Source organism: Paenibacillus hodogayensis (assembly GCF_039536325.1).
In the GTDB taxonomy this organism is placed as follows: Bacteria; Bacillota; Bacilli; order Paenibacillales; family NBRC-103111; genus Paenibacillus_AB; species Paenibacillus_AB hodogayensis.
This window is the reverse complement of sequence record NZ_BAAAYO010000010.1, coordinates 1,003,449-1,019,091: the sequence shown is the minus strand read 5'-3', so window position 1 is coordinate 1,019,091 and position 15,643 is coordinate 1,003,449. Positions and strand designations below refer to the sequence as shown.

General features: G+C 56.2%; 15 protein-coding genes. 12 read left to right on the top strand and 3 right to left on the bottom strand.

The genetic code is table 11. The features are described 5' to 3' along the window. The first annotated feature begins 321 nt into the window (after positions 1-321). Complete coding sequence (sda, locus tag ABD796_RS23295) at positions 322-468, top strand: sporulation histidine kinase inhibitor Sda (protein WP_344912393.1); 147 nt, start codon at positions 322-324, stop codon at positions 466-468. Positions 469-498: 30 nt separating this feature from the next. Beyond that, positions 499-1,251, top strand: a complete 753-nt coding sequence (locus tag ABD796_RS23290) for a 2-phosphosulfolactate phosphatase (RefSeq protein WP_344912391.1) — start codon at positions 499-501, stop codon at positions 1,249-1,251. An 85-nt stretch (positions 1,252-1,336) separates the two neighbouring features. Here ABD796_RS23290 and ABD796_RS23285 read toward each other — a convergent pair whose 3' ends face one another. Then, positions 1,337-2,056 (bottom strand): queuosine precursor transporter, encoded by a 720-nt coding sequence (locus ABD796_RS23285; RefSeq protein WP_344912389.1) that lies wholly within the window; start codon positions 2,054-2,056, stop codon positions 1,337-1,339. 216 nt (positions 2,057-2,272) lie between these two features. Here ABD796_RS23285 and ABD796_RS23280 point away from each other — a divergent pair, with 216 nt between their 5' ends. The 5 genes from ABD796_RS23280 to ABD796_RS23260 are packed head-to-tail and all read left to right on the top strand — an operon-like array spanning position 2,273 to position 6,355. Continuing rightward, positions 2,273-2,674, top strand: coding sequence for a GntR family transcriptional regulator (locus ABD796_RS23280; RefSeq protein ID WP_344912387.1), 402 nt, complete (start codon positions 2,273-2,275; stop codon positions 2,672-2,674). A gap of 3 nt (positions 2,675-2,677) precedes the next feature. After that, positions 2,678-3,391 (top strand): ABC transporter ATP-binding protein, encoded by a 714-nt coding sequence (locus ABD796_RS23275; RefSeq protein WP_344912385.1) that lies wholly within the window; start codon positions 2,678-2,680, stop codon positions 3,389-3,391. Next, positions 3,388-4,167 (top strand): ABC transporter permease, encoded by a 780-nt coding sequence (locus ABD796_RS23270; protein ID WP_344912383.1) that lies wholly within the window; start codon positions 3,388-3,390, stop codon positions 4,165-4,167. The genes ABD796_RS23275 and ABD796_RS23270 overlap by 4 nt, the downstream gene beginning before the upstream one ends. A 46-nt stretch (positions 4,168-4,213) precedes the next feature. Continuing rightward, positions 4,214-5,179 carry an ABC transporter ATP-binding protein gene (locus ABD796_RS23265; protein WP_344912380.1) on the top strand — a complete coding sequence of 322 codons (966 nt, stop codon included), beginning with the start codon at positions 4,214-4,216 and terminating at the stop codon, positions 5,177-5,179. 33 nt (positions 5,180-5,212) lie between these two features. Continuing rightward, on the top strand, positions 5,213-6,355 hold the full coding sequence (locus ABD796_RS23260; RefSeq protein ID WP_344912378.1) for an ABC transporter permease: 1,143 nt from the start codon (positions 5,213-5,215) through the stop codon (positions 6,353-6,355). A gap of 133 nt (positions 6,356-6,488) precedes the next feature. Here ABD796_RS23260 and ABD796_RS23255 read toward each other — a convergent pair whose 3' ends face one another. Continuing rightward, complete coding sequence (locus ABD796_RS23255) at positions 6,489-7,499, bottom strand: NAD(P)/FAD-dependent oxidoreductase (RefSeq protein WP_344912376.1); 1,011 nt, start codon at positions 7,497-7,499, stop codon at positions 6,489-6,491. 314 nt (positions 7,500-7,813) lie between these two features. Between ABD796_RS23255 and ABD796_RS23250 the strand changes: the two genes are divergently transcribed. From ABD796_RS23250 to ABD796_RS23240, 3 genes are all read left to right on the top strand, one after another. After that, positions 7,814-9,004, top strand: coding sequence for an NAD(P)/FAD-dependent oxidoreductase (locus ABD796_RS23250; RefSeq protein WP_344912374.1), 1,191 nt, complete (start codon positions 7,814-7,816; stop codon positions 9,002-9,004). Positions 9,005-9,029: 25 nt separating this feature from the next. Continuing rightward, positions 9,030-9,287: a hypothetical protein gene (locus ABD796_RS23245; protein ID WP_344912372.1), complete on the top strand. Its 258-nt coding sequence runs from the start codon at positions 9,030-9,032 to the stop codon at positions 9,285-9,287. A gap of 195 nt (positions 9,288-9,482) precedes the next feature. After that, on the top strand, positions 9,483-11,780 hold the full coding sequence (locus ABD796_RS23240) for a glycoside hydrolase family 95 protein (RefSeq protein WP_344912370.1): 2,298 nt from the start codon (positions 9,483-9,485) through the stop codon (positions 11,778-11,780). A gap of 60 nt (positions 11,781-11,840) precedes the next feature. Here ABD796_RS23240 and ABD796_RS23235 read toward each other — a convergent pair whose 3' ends face one another. Further along, the gene (locus tag ABD796_RS23235) at positions 11,841-12,653 is read right to left on the bottom strand and encodes a helix-turn-helix transcriptional regulator (RefSeq protein ID WP_344912368.1); all 813 of its coding nucleotides are present in this window, start codon (positions 12,651-12,653) and stop codon (positions 11,841-11,843) included. Positions 12,654-12,937: 284 nt separating this feature from the next. Between ABD796_RS23235 and ABD796_RS23230 the strand changes: the two genes are divergently transcribed. Both ABD796_RS23230 and ABD796_RS23225 read left to right on the top strand, forming a co-directional pair. After that, complete coding sequence (locus ABD796_RS23230) at positions 12,938-14,251, top strand: ABC transporter substrate-binding protein (RefSeq protein WP_344912366.1); 1,314 nt, start codon at positions 12,938-12,940, stop codon at positions 14,249-14,251. Next, positions 14,248-15,564, top strand: coding sequence for an FAD-dependent oxidoreductase (locus ABD796_RS23225; RefSeq protein WP_344912364.1), 1,317 nt, complete (start codon positions 14,248-14,250; stop codon positions 15,562-15,564). Before ABD796_RS23230 ends, ABD796_RS23225 begins: the two co-directional genes overlap by 4 nt. The last annotated feature ends 79 nt before the right edge of the window (positions 15,565-15,643 follow it).

The window sequence follows — 15,643 nt, the reverse complement described above, 5'->3', positions numbered from 1 at the left end:
TTTTGCCTTCCAAGCCTTCCAGTCCTGCTCCTGGACGGCTTTTTGTCATGGGGCCCGGAGGCGGTGCGGTAGGACATACTCTTATTAAGAAATGAATCCATACAAATTATTTCCATAAAATATTTTTATTGAGATTTATAATCAGTCTCTTGTGTATAACTTTATGCACACTATTCGACCTGTATGTCAGACATATTTAGACAGTTGTCAACAAAGTGCCCACAAGATATCCACACATCGGTGTGGACAAGGGGGCAGTTGTCCCGCTTGGGAGCCCATGTTACCATATAGAAAATTAGCTGCAAAGTAAGGTGATGGTGTATGAAATCATTAAGCAACGAAGCTTTGATCGATTCCTACTACAAAGCCATCGATCTGAAGCTGGACAGGGAATTTGTCACACTGCTGCTGGTGGAAATCAAGAGACGCAAACTGAATATTGCATACTTCGAAGCTCAGGCCAACTGAGCTTTTTTCTTTTATAAGGGGGGATTCGCCATGTTCGATCAATCTCCATATGAGTCTCGGCTGGAATGGGGGGAACGAGGAGTACGGGAAGCGGCTGCGAGAGGGGATATTGTCATCGTCGTCGATGTGCTCAGCTTTTCTTCTACGGTCGCGACAGCGCTTCATTACGGAGCGATTGTTTTCCCGCATGCGAAAGACGAGCATTTGTCCGCCTTTGCCAAACGTCACGGCGCGGCCATCATTAACGGACGTTCCGAGGCTGCGGCCGCCGGAGTGGCGACGCTATCGCCGGTTTCGTTCCATCCCGGCCATGCGGGAAGTCGTTTTGTACTGTGCTCGTTAAATGGGGCCGTGTGCGCCAGGGCCGGAGCTTCCGCAACAGCTTTGATGGCCGGCTGTTTGCTCAACGTTTCTGCAATTGCAGCCGAAGCGGCACGGCTGCGCGCAGCGACAGGCGCCAGCGTGACCGTCGTGCCGTGCGGGGAGAAGTGGACCGAACCGCTTCCAGGGGAAAACGCGCTAAGACCATCCGTCGAAGATTACTTGGGTGCCGGAGCTATCCTGCACGCTCTCGGCGGAAGCTTATCGCCGGAGGCGGAAGTGTGCGCGGGGGCTTTTCTTCAGTCCCGTGGACGAATCGCCGAGCTGATCTGGGAATGCGGCAGCGGGCGGGAGCTCAGAGACAAAGGATACGGCGCCGATGTCAAGCATTGCAGCCGTGTGGATGTCTTCACCGTCGTTCCGCTGCTGCGCGAAGAACGTTTCGAGGTGGCGGCTAAGTGACGCCAAGACAACGTAAATAATCCCCCTGCGTGCTGGTTGCAGGGGGATTTGATATTCTTTGGCATACGCTTCGAAGCAGCTTTGATCAACGCCCCGAACGGGGTTCCGCAGCATCGGCATCCTCGGCGTGTTTAAAGCTGCGGGCGAGATACATGACCGGCGTGGAGGCGGCCGTGATGACGAATTTGAACAAATAGGTAGTCAGCAAAATTTGCAGCCAAACTTGGAGCGAATACAGTCCGGCGAAGGCGATCGTGCAAAAGACGAGCGAGTCGACCAGCTGGCTGACCGCCGTGCTGCCGTTCGTGCGCAGCCAAAGCTGATTGTAGCCGGCAAACTTGATTTTCAAATAGCTGTATACGCGTACGTCCAGAAACTGGCTGATGAAATAGGCGCACAAGCTGGCAGCGGCAAGGCGGGGCATAAGCCCGAATATCGATGCCATGGCCTGCTGCATCTCCAAAGCCAGTTCATCGGTATAAGGCGCGAAAGCCAGCGCCATCTGCATCATGACCGTCGAGGCGAGCAGGCTGAAGAAGCCGAACCAGACGGCCTGCTTGGCCGCTTTGGCCCCGTACTTCTCGTTCAGCAGGTCGGTCGCCATGTAGATGGACGTGTAGATCGTATTGCCGAGCGTCATGACGATGCCCAGCATCTCGATCGTTTTGGTCACCTGAATGTTGGCCAGCACGGTGGCGAAGCCGATCCAGGCGTACAGTCCTTTGCGGCCGAACAGCCGGTAGCAAAGCAAAAACAGGCCAAAATTGACCACGACAAAGAAAATGCCCCAAACCAAGTTAAACATCAATCGTCAATCCTCCATAGTTTTGGTATCGCGGGATGGTTTCGAACCGCGTACGGGCGTTAAAGCCCGATTTTGTCATCATACCAAATTCCTTGTCGATTACAAAGAAAAACTTTCGCCGAGATAATATACAGGTATCACTTGCATTAAGTGTATTAAGTGATATAATACACTTATGACGGTTGAGCAAGCAGGGGCAAGACGGGAGGAAAGCCTATGTCAGGACAGCAGGTTGGTCAGCTTCGATTCCGCATCGATTTCAGCCAACCGCTTTACGAGCAAATATTGGAACAGGTCAGAAGCTCAATTGCGAAGGGAGAAATCGCTTTGGGAGACAAAATGCCATCGGTGCGCGAGCTCGCCCAGGAGCTGCGGATGAATCCGAACACGGTGATGCGCGCCTATCAAGAGCTGGAACGGGACGGATTGACGGAGAAAAGGCGCGGGCAAGGGACGTATGTCACGTCCTCGGCGGAAAAGGTAAGCCGGTTCCGGACGGAGCTGGCCTCGCAATATATAGAAACGTTCATGACCCAAATGGAAAGCTTGGGACTGACTTGGGACGATATCGAGCGCTATGTGCGGGATAAGACCGCACCGGGTAAAGGAGGAGATTGAGCCATGACGCAACCTGTCGTCGCATGCGAAGGGCTTACAAAACGGTATGGCAAAAAGAACGCGCTCCTCGAGCTGAGCGTCGAGATTCCCGCCGGACGCATCGTCGGCGTGCTCGGACCGAACGGCTGCGGCAAGTCGAGCTTGTTCCGCACGATCGCCGGGCTTGTGACGCCGGATAAGGGGAAGATCGAGGTGCTTGGGCAGAAGCCGGGATGGAGGACGAACCGCGATATCGCTTATATGCCGGACCGGGCGCGCTGGTACCCGAGCCATACGGTACAACAAGCTTTCGAATGGGGACGCTCGTTCCTGCCCGGTTTCGATAAAGAAGAGGCGATCCGGTTCGCAGAGTGGATGGATATCGATCCGGACATGAAGGTAGCCGGCATGAGCCGCGGGCAGGAGGCCCGGGTGATGCTGATTTTGTGTCTTGCCCGCAACGTGCCGCTGGTTATTCTTGACGAGCCGTTTGCGGGGATCGATGTTATTTCGCGGGAAGCGATCGTGTCGGGCGTCATCGACCATTTGGAAAGCCGCGGGCAATCGATGCTGATCAGCACGCACGATATTCAGGAAGTCGAGGGGCTGTTCGATTATACCGTGATGATGAACCAGGGGCAGGCGATATGGTCCGGAGAAACGGACGATCTGCGGGCCGAATACGGCTCGCTGCATAACGTCTTTCGGACGATGTACAAGAAGGAGTGGAGACGGTGACACCATTAGCGACGTTTTGGGCGCTTGTACGCCACGAATATAGAGGAAAAGGAAGCTGGCGCAAACAAAACCGCTCTCCGATCACCCGAAGATGGAAGGCCGTTTATGCGGCGATCATGCTTGCGGCCGGGCTTGGCGTCACTTTATACTTGGCCGTTCACCATACGCTGCGTTTCGAGCAGTTGTGGTACGTCACTTATGGATTGCCTTATATGTTTTTCTTTTTCGGGTACGGCAGCTATAAGCGGGAGTGGGAGAACGAAACGTATGGCTGGTGGCTGACGATGCCTTACCCGCGGTTCTGGCTTATTGCGGCCAAATGGCTGGGTGCGCTGCTGCGCATTTTGACGATCTGGACGATCGTGTACGTGCTCGCTTTCGCTTATGTCTCGCTAATTACCATTGCGCTGGAGTCTTATACGTTCGCGGATGTCGGGCATTTCATGGTGACGGGGTTCAACTGGCTCGTCTTGACGATCGGCTTCAGCCCGTTTATTACCGCTCTCGGTTTGTTCACGGGGAATACGCAATACACGACATTGCGTCCGTTACTGCCGGTACTGTGGGTCCTATGCATGGGCGGCATGGGCACGCTGTATTCGGCCTCGTTTAACAGCGAGATAGGCGATTTGTTCGCACAGATGAACGGCGAGCATCCGGTAACGCTGCTGCCCTTCTCGTGGATGGCCGCAGCCGTCATCGTGGCTAGCTGGCTGGCCGCATACGGACTGATTCGTTTATCCGCCTATTTGCTGGACCGCCGGCTGCTCCTTTAAAGGGGAAACGGCCATGCCCTGTTAAGCATATTTAGGAGGGAACCGAATGGACACTCTTTCTTCGGCACAACGGAACCCCGTCGAAGTACCTGACGATACCGTGCTGCAAGTGACGAATTTGCGCAAAACGTACGGCAAGAAGCAAGCTCTGGATAACGTGACGTTTTCGCTGCAGGCAGGCACCTGCTTCGGTTTCTTGGGACCGAACGGGGCGGGGAAGTCGACGACGATGAAAATATTGACCGGTATCGTCAAGGCAGACAGCGGAGAGGCGCGTCTGTTCGGCCAAGATATGACGACCGATACCGAGAGGATCGCCCGCTATATCGGTTATGTTCCCCAAGAGATTACGCTGTACGAGAAGCTGAGCGCATACGACAATCTGGTTTTTTTCGGCGAAGCGTACGGCGTTCGCGGGAGCGAGCTGAAGCGGCGCATTGCCGATGTGCTCGACAAGACGGGACTGACGGATCGGGCCCAGGACGAGGTGCAGACATTCTCGGGAGGCATGAAGCGCAGAATCAACATTGCGGCGGCGCTGCTGCATCGGCCGAAGCTGCTTATTCTCGACGAGCCTACGGTCGGCATCGACCCGCAGTCGCGCAATCACATTTTTGAAATGATTCGCGAATTGAACGGGCAAGGCGTGACGATCATCTATTCAACGCACTATATGGAGGAAGTCGAGGCGTTGTGCGATCAGGTCGCGATTATGGATCAAGGCGCGGTAAAAGCGATCGGCCCGCTAGGGGAGTTGCTCGAGCGGTACGGTCGCAAGGCGATATACATCGAAGCGCCGGAACTGACAGCCGCTCCTTCCGATCCCGATGTAAGCAGGGCATCCAGGGAAGGCTCCGGCTGGATATTGGAAACCGACCGCGTCGGGGAGGTCATGCAGCGGCTGCTGGCCGCGGCGGCGGAGCGTCACTGGGACGTGAAGCAGTTGGAGGTCGTCCGGCCATCGCTGGAGCAAGTATTCCTGACTGTAACCGGCACCGCTCTGCGGGACTGAATGGCCACAATATCGTGAAGGAGGCGTTTGACGATGAAGGCGATCATTTGGAAAGAGCTGAAGCTGATCCGCAAAGACAAGCGAAGTTTCTTCTTCCTGCTGCTTATGCCGATTTTGTTTATTGTCATGTTCGGATCCATCTTCGGCGGTTCGGCCGATTCGGGCAATATTTCGCTGCAGGCGGTCGATCAGGACGGCACGCAAGCTTCCAAGACGCTGCTGGAACGAATCGGGCAGACGATGAACGTGAAGGAGTCTGCTGCGGCGGCGCTTGACGAGCAGGTGGAGAAAATCAAGCGGGGACAGCTTTCGGCCGTTCTGGTCATCCCGCAAGGCTTCGAGGAAGCGATGAGGCAAGGACAACCGGCGGATGTAAAGCTGGTGCAGGACCCTTCCGCGCAGGCTTCGCTGGCCCCGATTCAGGCTATTTTGAACAGCGTATTCAATCAATACCGGGAACAAAAGCTGGCAGGTTCCTTGCAGGCGATCGGGCAAACGAAAGCGCAGACCGATCAACTGCTCGCCTCGCCGATCCGGGTGGAGAACGCGCCGACGTCGTCCGACCATTTCGATTATATCGACCAGGTCGTTCCCGGTATGACCGTCATGTTTGTATTTTTCATCATGATTACGATGACGCGGCGGTTTTTCGACGAGAAGAAGACGGGCTTGCTGTCGCGCATCCGCAGCACGAATATTAAGCCGCTGCACTATTTGATCGGCATGTGGGTGCCGTTCGTGCTGACCGTCATCGCCCAATGCGTCATCCTGTTCACGTTCGGACACTTCGTGTACGGGCTGAAGCTGGGCGATCTCGAAGCGCTGTCGCTAATCGTGCTGGCTTTGAGCATCGCCGGCACTGGGATCGGGCTGGGGCTGTCGTTTATCGTGCCGGGAGAAGGGGCGGCCATGGTCATTACCCAATTGATCTCGATGGGCGGCGCGATGGTAGGAGGACTTTGGATGCCCTCTTACTTAATGCCGCAGTTCGTGCAGACGATCGGTCATTTTACCCCGCAGTATTGGGCCCAGCATTCGCTCGTCGACGTGATCGCGCACAGCGCGCATATGTCCGATGTCGTCGGGGCGGTGGCTGTCTTGCTGACGTTCGGCTTGGCCGGTCTCGTCGTCGCGCTGCTGCGTCTGCCCGGCTTTCTGCGCTCGGCGGCCAACTAAGAGAGGCCCCGGGGAGAAAAGATTGCTTTTTGGAAAAAGCGTGCCGCTCTCGGGCAGCCGCCAGATGGACACAAAAAGGTACTTCGTCGCAAAACGAAGTACCTTTTTGTACAGTATGGGCTATCGCCGTTTATTAAAACTTCATGTTGCTGCTATGTCCCGGAGACAGCTTGGCGTCCGGATCGATATAAACCTTGGCGTTGTTGATGGCGGTCGGAGCTTCTCCGAAGCCAACGGCAATCAGCTTCAGCTTGCCCGGGTAGGTCGTAATGTCGCCTGCGGCGAAAATGCCCGGAATCGAAGTTTCCTGACGGGAGTCGACAATAATCGACCCGCTGTCGATATCCAAGCCCCATTCGGCGATTGGACCGATGGAGGAAACGAAGCCGAAGTTGACGATAACGGCATCGACCGGAAGCGTATTGACGGCGCCGGATTTGATGTCTTTGATCGTTACGGATTCGATAATGTCGGTTCCGTTGAGGCTCTCGATTTCTGTAGGCGTTACTACGTTCACCTTCGATTGCTTGAGCAGCTCGACGCTATGCTCGTGCGCGCGGAACTTGTCGCGGCGGTGAATGAGCGTAACTTGCTCGGCGATCGGCTCGAGCATAAGCGCCCAGTCGACCGCGGAGTCGCCGCCCCCGCTGATCAATACTTTTTGACCGGCGAATTTGTTCAGGTCGCTGACAAAATAGTGCAGGTTCTTCTTGTCGAAGCGGGAAGCTTCCGGCAGATCCAGCTTGCGGGGCTCGAACGCGCCGACTCCGGCCGTAATGATAATGGCTTTGGAGCGGTGGACAACGCCGGCATCGGTTTCCACCTCGAACTGCCGCTCGTCTTTTTTCGTCACTTTCAGCACTTTTTCCTCAAGCCGGACATCGACCGGGAAATGGCTCATTTGCTCGTTCAGACGATTGACGAGCTCTTGGGCGGTTACTTTCGGAAAACCGGCTACGTCGTAAATATATTTTTCAGGGTAAAGCGCAGCAAGCTGTCCGCCCAGTTGCGGCATGCTCTCGATGATTTTTACGGAAGCCTGGCGCATTCCTGCATAAAACGCCGCAAACATCCCGGCGGGACCCCCGCCGATGATGATAATATCCGTCAAGTCTTGGTTGTGCTCATTTACTGGCGCTGACACGTACAAGGACACCTCCTAATGGTTATACCACACCCTATTATTATAATCGTCTGACCAGTTGATGAAAAGAGAATTTGTCACAAATAACGACAAAATTTAGACAGTTTGTCGCTTGATATTTTGTATGGGAAGATATATGATTGCTCTTGATAAAAGGTTCATAATATTGTATGTAAATACAGTTCATTGTATGAGATGCAGCGAAAGAACGGTTGTTTCTTAAAAATGCTTGTGTTTTTTTTCACAATGTAGCTTGTCCAGACGCATACCCTATACAGAGAAAGCCAAACAAACGGATATGGATGGGATCAAAGATGAGTACAGTTCCAAGGATCGTCATTTTGGGCGCCGGCTATGGCGGCGTGCTGACCGCTTTAAGATTGCAGAAGGAACTCAACTATAATGAAGCGAACGTTACGCTCGTCAACAAGCACGACTATCATTATATTACCACCCACCTGCACATGCCTGCCGCGGGAACGGACGATCCGGAAAATGCGCGCGTCAATATATCCAAGCTGATCGACGAATTCAAGATCGATTTCGTCAAATCGACGGTCGTCCAGATCAAGCCGGTGGAGAAAAAAGTGATTTTGGAGGACGGCACGCTGTCCTACGATTATTTGGTCATCGGTCTGGGCGGCGAGGCGGAAACGTTCGGCATTCCCGGACTGCAGCAGCATGCCATGAACATCCGCAGCATCAACAGCGTCCGTCTGATCCGTGAGCATATCGAATACCAGTTCGCCAAGTTCAAACGGGAGCCGGAGCGCCGCGACTACCTGACGTTTGTGATCGGCGGGGCGGGCTTTACCGGCATCGAGTTTATCGGCGAGCTGGCCGACCGCATCCCGAAGCTGTGCAAGCAGTTCGACGTCGACCCGGGGCTGGTAAAAATCGTCAATATCGAGGCTGCTCCGACCGCATTGCCCGGCTTCGATCCGGAGCTCGTGGACTACGCGGTGCAGGTGTTGACGAACAAGGGCGTCACGTTCAAAATCGGCACGGCGATCAAGGAATGCAAGCCCGAGGGCGTCGTCCTGGCGACAGGCGAGACGATTCCAGCGGCGACGGTCGTCTGGACCGGCGGCATTCGCGGCAACCGGCTTGTGGAGCAGGCCGGCTTCGAGGCGATGCGCGGCCGGGTCAAGGTCGATCCGTACTTGCGGACAGCCCAATACGAAAATGTATTTATCGTCGGCGACTGCTCGCTGTTGTTCAACGACGAGGGTAAGCCCTTCCCGCCGACGGCTCAGATAGCCATGCAGCAGGGCGTCAACTGCGCCTTTAACCTCGTGGCCTCGATTCGCAACCAGCCGCTGCGAGAGTTCAAGTTCGACAACAAAGGCGTTGTCGCATCGCTCGGCAAAGGCGAGGCGGTCGGCATCGTCTTCGGCAAGAAGCTGAAGGGCGGCTTCGCGGCATTTATGAAGAAGCTGATCGACATGCGCTATTTATATATAATCGGCGGTATCGGGCTCGTCCTGCGCAAGGGCAAGCTGTAGCGCCGAACCGGGAAGGCGGTAACCCGTGAGACATTGCAGCGTACAAGTTCGCGGACTTTTGACCCGCGAGGAGCTGGACCGTTATAATGCGTTGATGGAGGTCGGCTCTTTCCTGGAGTCGCAAACCCGTTACGATCTCGCTTATACGGTACAAAAGGAAGTCGATCTGCTGATTATGCCCGCGATCGAGCGGCTGAAGGAAAAAGGCCGCGCGCGGGACAAGGCGGACGAGGAATATTTGCGCGGACTCGCCAACGACGATGAGGACGAGGACGACGATTGACACCAACGGCCGGGCGTATGCCCGGCCGTTTTCGCGTGTAACGAATGCCAAACGTTCCTGCTTAGCGGTCGTTTTTTGGCGTTCGTTCGTTTTCGCAGCAAACTCGTTCGTGGACGGATTTTATCATTGACAGAATAGGACGTTCCATTTACATTGAGGTTATCGATAACCTCAACGAATGGAGAGATGTGCGCGATGAAGGACGGCTTGACGAAGCTTTTCTATGCGCAGCCCGCCAAGCAGTGGGTGCAGGCGCTTCCGATCGGCAACGGCCGGCTCGGCGGCATGGTTTTCGGAGGCGTAGTCGAGGAACGCATCCAGATGAACGAGGATTCGATCTGGCACGGAGGCCCCCGCAAGCGCGACAATCCGCAAGCGCTTTCCCATCTCGGGGAAATACGCCGGCTTCTGTTCGAAGGGAAGCCGCAGGAAGCCGAACGTCTCGCCCGCTTAGCGATGACCTCGCAGCCACAGCATTTTGCGCCGTACCAGCCGCTTGGCGATTTGAAGCTGCAGTTTGAAGGTTTCGGACGCGACGTGACCGATTACGAGCGCGAGCTCGATCTGGAGACCGGGATTGCCAGCGTTCGTTTCTCTAGTTCCGGCACGGCGTTTCGCCGCGAGACGTTTGCGAGCGCGGCCGATCAGGCGATCGTCGTCCGGTTGACGGCGGATAAGCCGGGAAGCTTGACCTTCAGCGCCCAGCTCAGCCGCCGCCCGTTCGAGGGAGAAGTCCGGCAGGCCGGCCCTGCCGCCATTTCCATGTCGGGAACGTGCGGACCGGACGGGGTTGCCTACTGCTCCCTTCTGAGGGCGGATTGCGAAGGCGGCACCGTGAAAGTCATCGGCAGCTACTTATCCGTCGAAGGGGCCGACGCGGTTACGCTCCTTGTAACCGCCCAAACATCGTTTCGTCACGCCGATCCGGGCACCGTCAGCGGCAAGCAGGCGGACGATGCGGCCGGAATCGGTTACTCCGCTCTGCGCGACCGGCATGCGGCCGAGCATAGGAGCCTATTCGGGAGAGTCCGGTTGGAGCTGGCCGATCCGGACGGCGATTCCCTTGCGCGGCTGCCTACCGACGAGCGGCTGAAGCTCGTTCGCGGAGGGGAGCGTGATATCTCCCTCGAGGCTTTGTTTTTTCATTTCGGCCGCTACCTTCTCATGGCCAGTTCCCGGCCGGGCACCCTTCCGGCCAATCTTCAGGGCATATGGAGCGAAAGCCATACGCCTCCGTGGGATGCGGATTACCATATCAACATCAATTTGCAAATGAACTATTGGCCCGCCGAGGCGACGAATTTGGCCGAATGCCACGAGCCGGTATTCGATCTGCTCGACCGGCTTCGGACGAATGGCCGCGAGACGGCGAAAACCGTTTACGGCGCAGGCGGATTCGTCGCTCATCACGCAACCGACCTTTGGGCGGATACCGCTATACAGGGCTCCTACATCCCGGCCATATTTTGGCCTACCGGGGGAGCGTGGCTTGCTTTGCACGCGTGGGAGCATTACCGGTTCGGCTTGTCCGCGGACTTTCTGGCGGAACGCGCCTATCCGATTATGAAGGAGGCCGCCGAATTTTTCCTCGACTTCTTGATCGAGGACGATCGGGGCCGACTCGTAACCGCGCCGTCCTTATCGCCGGAAAACCGCTACATGCTGCCCAATGGGAACACCGGCTGTCTTTGCGTCGGGCCTTCGATGGACAGTCAAATCTTGCATGCTTTGTTTTCCGGCTGCATCGAGGCGTCGCGGCTTCTGGCGCGGGACGATGCGTTTCGCGGCAAGCTGGAGGAGGCGATCGCGAAGCTGCCGCAGCCAGCCGTCGGCAAGCACGGCCAACTGATGGAATGGTCGGTCGATTACGAGGAAACGGAGCCCGGCCATCGTCACATTTCCCATCTGTTCGCCCTCCATCCGGGCGAGCAGATTACGCTGCGCGGCACGCCGGAGCTGGCCAAGGCGGCGCGGGTCGCTCTGGAACGGCGGCTTGCTCACGGAGGAGGCCATACGGGCTGGAGCCGCGCGTGGATTATTCATTTCTGGGCCCGTCTGGAGGAAGGCGAGCAGGCGTACGAGCATTTGCATGCCTTGCTGAGCCATGCGGTCCATCCGAATTTGTTCGGCGATCACCCGCCGTTTCAAATCGACGCGAACTTTGGCGGAACCTCGGCGATCGCGGAAATGCTGCTCCAGTCGCACGGAGGAGTGCTGCATCTGCTGCCGGCCTTGCCCATGGCATGGCCGGGAGGACGAATTCGGGGACTCCGGGCAAGGGGAGGCTTCGAAGTCGATATCGAATGGCGGGACGGCAAGCTGACCGCTGCCGTCATCCGCTCGGAACGAGGCGGGGATTGTGCGATCCGCGCCGATAAGCGGCTTGCGGTATACGCCGCCGGCGAGTCCGGGGAGACAACGGTTGACGAAGGCGAAGGATTGCTTCGATTTGCCGCAGAGCCGGGCAAAAGCTACCGGGTCGTGCCCGTATAGGAGGCGTTAGCCTGGCGATTGGATTGGAAAGGTGAGGCGGGCTGTCATCTATTTGTATGTTTACAGCCGATGCTCCGTGCGGTATTGCTTAGGAGTCATGCCGCAATTGTTCTTAAATACGCGGCTCAAGTAAAACCCGTTCTGGTAGCCGCAGCATTCGGAGATTTGATCCAGCGTCAAGTTCGTCTCGGCGAGCAGCTTCTTCGCTTTTTCGAGACGCAGGGCGGTCACGTATTTGATCGGAGTCGTACCCAGCTCGACTTGGAACTTCTGGCATAGGTACACGCGGCTGACGCCGAGGGAGACGGCTAACGCATTCAGGCTGAACCGCTCGTACGCCTGCGCCTGAATCCGTTTTGTCGCCTGCTGAATAAGGGGATCGGATGAATGGGAAGCTTCCGCGGTCGGCAGCTGTTCCGTCTGATCGCAATACATGAGCCAAATATGGTGCAAATGGTGGTTTCTCCCGATCATGCTCCACCGCTCGTCCAGAAAGTCGCGGCTCTTCAAGGCGGCGTAATCGTCCATAAGCTTCTCCGTATTGCGCAGGCTGACCTTGCCGACCGGAAGGCGGTCCAGACGAAGCGGGTCGAGCTCGTTTCCTTGATCGTCGCCCCAGCCCATGCGGAGCACGAAAAGGGTTACCGGGGAAATGACGACGCGGCGAAAGACGACGCCCGGCGGACAAAAAACAAGATCGCCGAAGGAAGCGGTAGCGCTATGGTTTTCGATTTCGTAATAAAACGCCCCGTCTTCCACGGCAAAGACGAGCCATTCGTTTTGGACGCTTTCGTATTCGAAAAATTGCTCGCGCCGGACCACGTGCCGGAAATACGTCAGCCGCGGTATATGTCCGCATAGAGGAAAAGACATTGTCACACGCCCCCGTCTGCATCTTCGTCGTGAACGGACGAGTACAAAGAGCCAGGCCGTTGCTCGGTATTCGGAAAGGCCCGACCTCTTGCTAAGCAAGGGATCGGGCCTTTTCATGAATACGGTGTAAGGCCTGACTTTGTACGAACTCGCCCAAGCGGCGATCTTTTGTATATCTTTTAGGTTACAAAAGTGCATGGTGAAAGTAAAGCGGTTTCTCCTACAATACATGTAGGGAAGCAGGCCTGCCGTACCTAAAAAGAAGACAAAGGGGAGCGCTTACAATGGGAACGACCAAACGGATGCCGATCATAACGGCTTTAACTCTCGTTATCGCTGTACTGGCAGCAGCATGCAGCGCTGCGACTAAAGAGTCGGAAGCGCCGGCGCCCGCTGCGGCGGTATCATATGCCGACGAGCCGGCAGAGCTGGTTATATTCGGGGCGGTGGGCAATACGGAAGAAGTGTGGAACGAAAGATTCGGGACAGCGCTTAAGCAGAAGTTTCCGAAATTCAAATTCACGTATATTCAGGGAACGGCCAAAAACACGCTGCAAAGCATGATCGCCGCCGGCCAGACGATCGATCTCATCCACGATTCGCTCGGCGGCATGCGCGCCAATCTGATCGAGAACGGGTACAACTACGATTTGTCCCCGCTCATGAAGACGCATCAAATCGATACGAGCCGGTTCGAATCGGCGGTGTTCGATTCGCTCAGCGACAAAGGGAAGCTGTACGGATTTCCGCTGCACGACGGAGGGTTGGTGCTCTATTACAACAAGGATATTTTCGATAAATTCGGTGCCACTTATCCGAAAAACGGAATGACATGGGACCAGGCGATCGAGCTTGGCAAGCGATTGACCCGCTTCGACGGTATTCAATATATTGGCCTTGGCGTTTCGATCCAACACATGCTGACGATGAATCCGTATTCGCTGCCGTTCGTCAGCGAAACGACAGGCAAAGCCGCGATCGATACCGACGCGTTCCGCAAGCTCGTCACCAAGACGATTCTCGAGCCGACCGAGGCGGACGGGTACCGCCCTTACTTAGCCTCCTTGAATAGAACGTTTAACAACGACAATTTTATGAAAGACAAAAATATGGCCATGTTCGTCATGAATTTTTATTTGCAATTGCAGCCGGACTTCAACACGTTCAATTGGGGTATCGCCAGCTTGCCGGTGTTCGGCGATTTACCCGGGGTCGGCTCGCAGCCTTACCCGAACGGTCTGTTTATTACGAGTACGAGCAAGTACAAGGATCAGGGGATGGAAGTACTGAAATTTATGGTTTCGGACGAATTCCAGATGGAGCTGTCGCGGAAAGGATTCATTCCCGTCGTCAAAACGAAGGCGGTCCGGGATGCATTTGCGCAAGATACCGCTTTTAAGGACAAACAAGTCGTCGATGCGCTGTTTACGAATAAGCCTGCGGCCCCGATGGTGCGCTCCGCTTACGAAGGCTTGGTGACGGCGCCGCTCGGCGCGAATTTGACCAAGGTGATGACGGGCGAGATGGATCTGAACACGGCGCTGCGCGTGACCGAGGAGCAAGGCAATAAAGCGCTGGAAGCGGCGGTGCGCAAATGAGCGGCGGGCTGGACAGAGGCCGGCCTGCGACCATCCCGATGCCGGAGGAGTATGAGATTCATGGCGAGTACGACGTTATGGTGTTCGGAGGTGGATCGGCAGGCTGCACGGCGGCCATTCAGGCGGCCCGGGCCGGACGGCTAACGGCGCTGGTGGAAAAAAACGGTATCCTAGGCGGGACGACGACTGTAGCCTCCGTCAATTTCCCCGGCTTGTTTCACGCTTGGGGCAAGCAGGTTATTCGCGGCATCGGCTGGGAAATGATCGAACGGACCGCAGCGCTCGGCGGGGCGGCGCTTCCGGATTTCTCCGTCATTCCGCAAAAGCATTGGATGCACCAAATTTCGGTAAACCGGTTTATTTATAGCGCCGTGCTGGACCGGCTTTGCCTGGAAGCAGGCGTAAGCTTGCGGCTGCACGAAATGCCCGCCGCCGTCAGAAAAGGCGTGAACGGGACGTATGTTGCGCTCGTCGGCAAATCGGGGTTGGCCTGGTATAAGGCGAACAAGCTGATCGATGCGACCGGCGACGCGGACGTTGCGGGCATGATGGGGTATGCGCGGAAAAAAGGCGAGCATCTGCAGCCGGGAACGCTGATCAACGATATCGGCGGCTACGAGCTTTCGGCGGTGGACGCGGATAAGCTGAACGGCGTCTATGAGGAGGCGCTTCGAAACGGGGAAGCCGTCCACAGTCGGAACGGAATCTACCAGGATCTGAAGTCGGGACGCATCAACATGCACGTTCAAGACATCGACGGTTCCGGATCGGAGACGCGGACACTTGCGGAAATCAAGGCGCGCCGGCAACTGCTGGACACCGTAACGATGCTGCGCCGGGTGCCCGGATGCGAAACGGTCGAGGTCCGTTATTTCGCCAACGAATGCGGCATTCGCGAAACTTGGCGCATTGACGGGGAAGCCGAGGTCGACGAGCAGTCGTATGTTTCCGGCTACGTCTGGCCGGATGCGATATGCTACAGCTTTTATCCGATCGATTTGCATCACCACAGCGGATTTCATATCGAACAAAAAATGATCGAACCCGGAATCGTGCCGACGCTGCCTTACCGGGCGTTAATTCCGAAGGGCAGCGACGACCTGCTCGTTGCCGGGCGCTGCGTCTCCGGCGACAGGATGGCCAATTCGGCTTTTCGCGTCCAAGCCAGCTGCATGGCCACCGGACAGGCGGCCGGCATGGCGGCGGCTATTGCCGTCGAACGGAACTGCTCCGTAAGAGACGTCCCGATGGCGTTATTGCGCGAGCAGTTGGAGCGTTTCGGTGCTATCGTCCCGAAGTTGGCTACGATTTAAGCGTATAAAACAAAAAGAAAGCTCAAAAAACCGCTCCAGACCGAATAAGCTTCGGTCATGGGGCGGTTTCATTTGCTTC

What these genes read in the sequence shown, in the direction of transcription:
- ABD796_RS23235 (WP_344912368.1), bottom strand. Translation starts at nt 12,653, where the DNA reads ATGTCTTTTCCTCTATGCGGACATATACCGCGGCTGACGTATTTCCGG.
- ABD796_RS23285 (WP_344912389.1), bottom strand. Translation starts at nt 2,056, where the DNA reads ATGTTTAACTTGGTTTGGGGCATTTTCTTTGTCGTGGTCAATTTTGGC.
- ABD796_RS23265 (WP_344912380.1), top strand. Translation starts at nt 4,214, where the DNA reads ATGGACACTCTTTCTTCGGCACAACGGAACCCCGTCGAAGTACCTGAC.
- ABD796_RS23280 (WP_344912387.1), top strand. Translation starts at nt 2,273, where the DNA reads ATGTCAGGACAGCAGGTTGGTCAGCTTCGATTCCGCATCGATTTCAGC.
- ABD796_RS23250 (WP_344912374.1), top strand. Translation starts at nt 7,814, where the DNA reads ATGAGTACAGTTCCAAGGATCGTCATTTTGGGCGCCGGCTATGGCGGC.
- ABD796_RS23290 (WP_344912391.1), top strand. Translation starts at nt 499, where the DNA reads ATGTTCGATCAATCTCCATATGAGTCTCGGCTGGAATGGGGGGAACGA.
- ABD796_RS23225 (WP_344912364.1), top strand. Translation starts at nt 14,248, where the DNA reads ATGAGCGGCGGGCTGGACAGAGGCCGGCCTGCGACCATCCCGATGCCG.
- ABD796_RS23260 (WP_344912378.1), top strand. Translation starts at nt 5,213, where the DNA reads ATGAAGGCGATCATTTGGAAAGAGCTGAAGCTGATCCGCAAAGACAAG.
- sda (WP_344912393.1), top strand. Translation starts at nt 322, where the DNA reads ATGAAATCATTAAGCAACGAAGCTTTGATCGATTCCTACTACAAAGCC.
- ABD796_RS23240 (WP_344912370.1), top strand. Translation starts at nt 9,483, where the DNA reads ATGAAGGACGGCTTGACGAAGCTTTTCTATGCGCAGCCCGCCAAGCAG.
- ABD796_RS23230 (WP_344912366.1), top strand. Translation starts at nt 12,938, where the DNA reads ATGGGAACGACCAAACGGATGCCGATCATAACGGCTTTAACTCTCGTT.
- ABD796_RS23275 (WP_344912385.1), top strand. Translation starts at nt 2,678, where the DNA reads ATGACGCAACCTGTCGTCGCATGCGAAGGGCTTACAAAACGGTATGGC.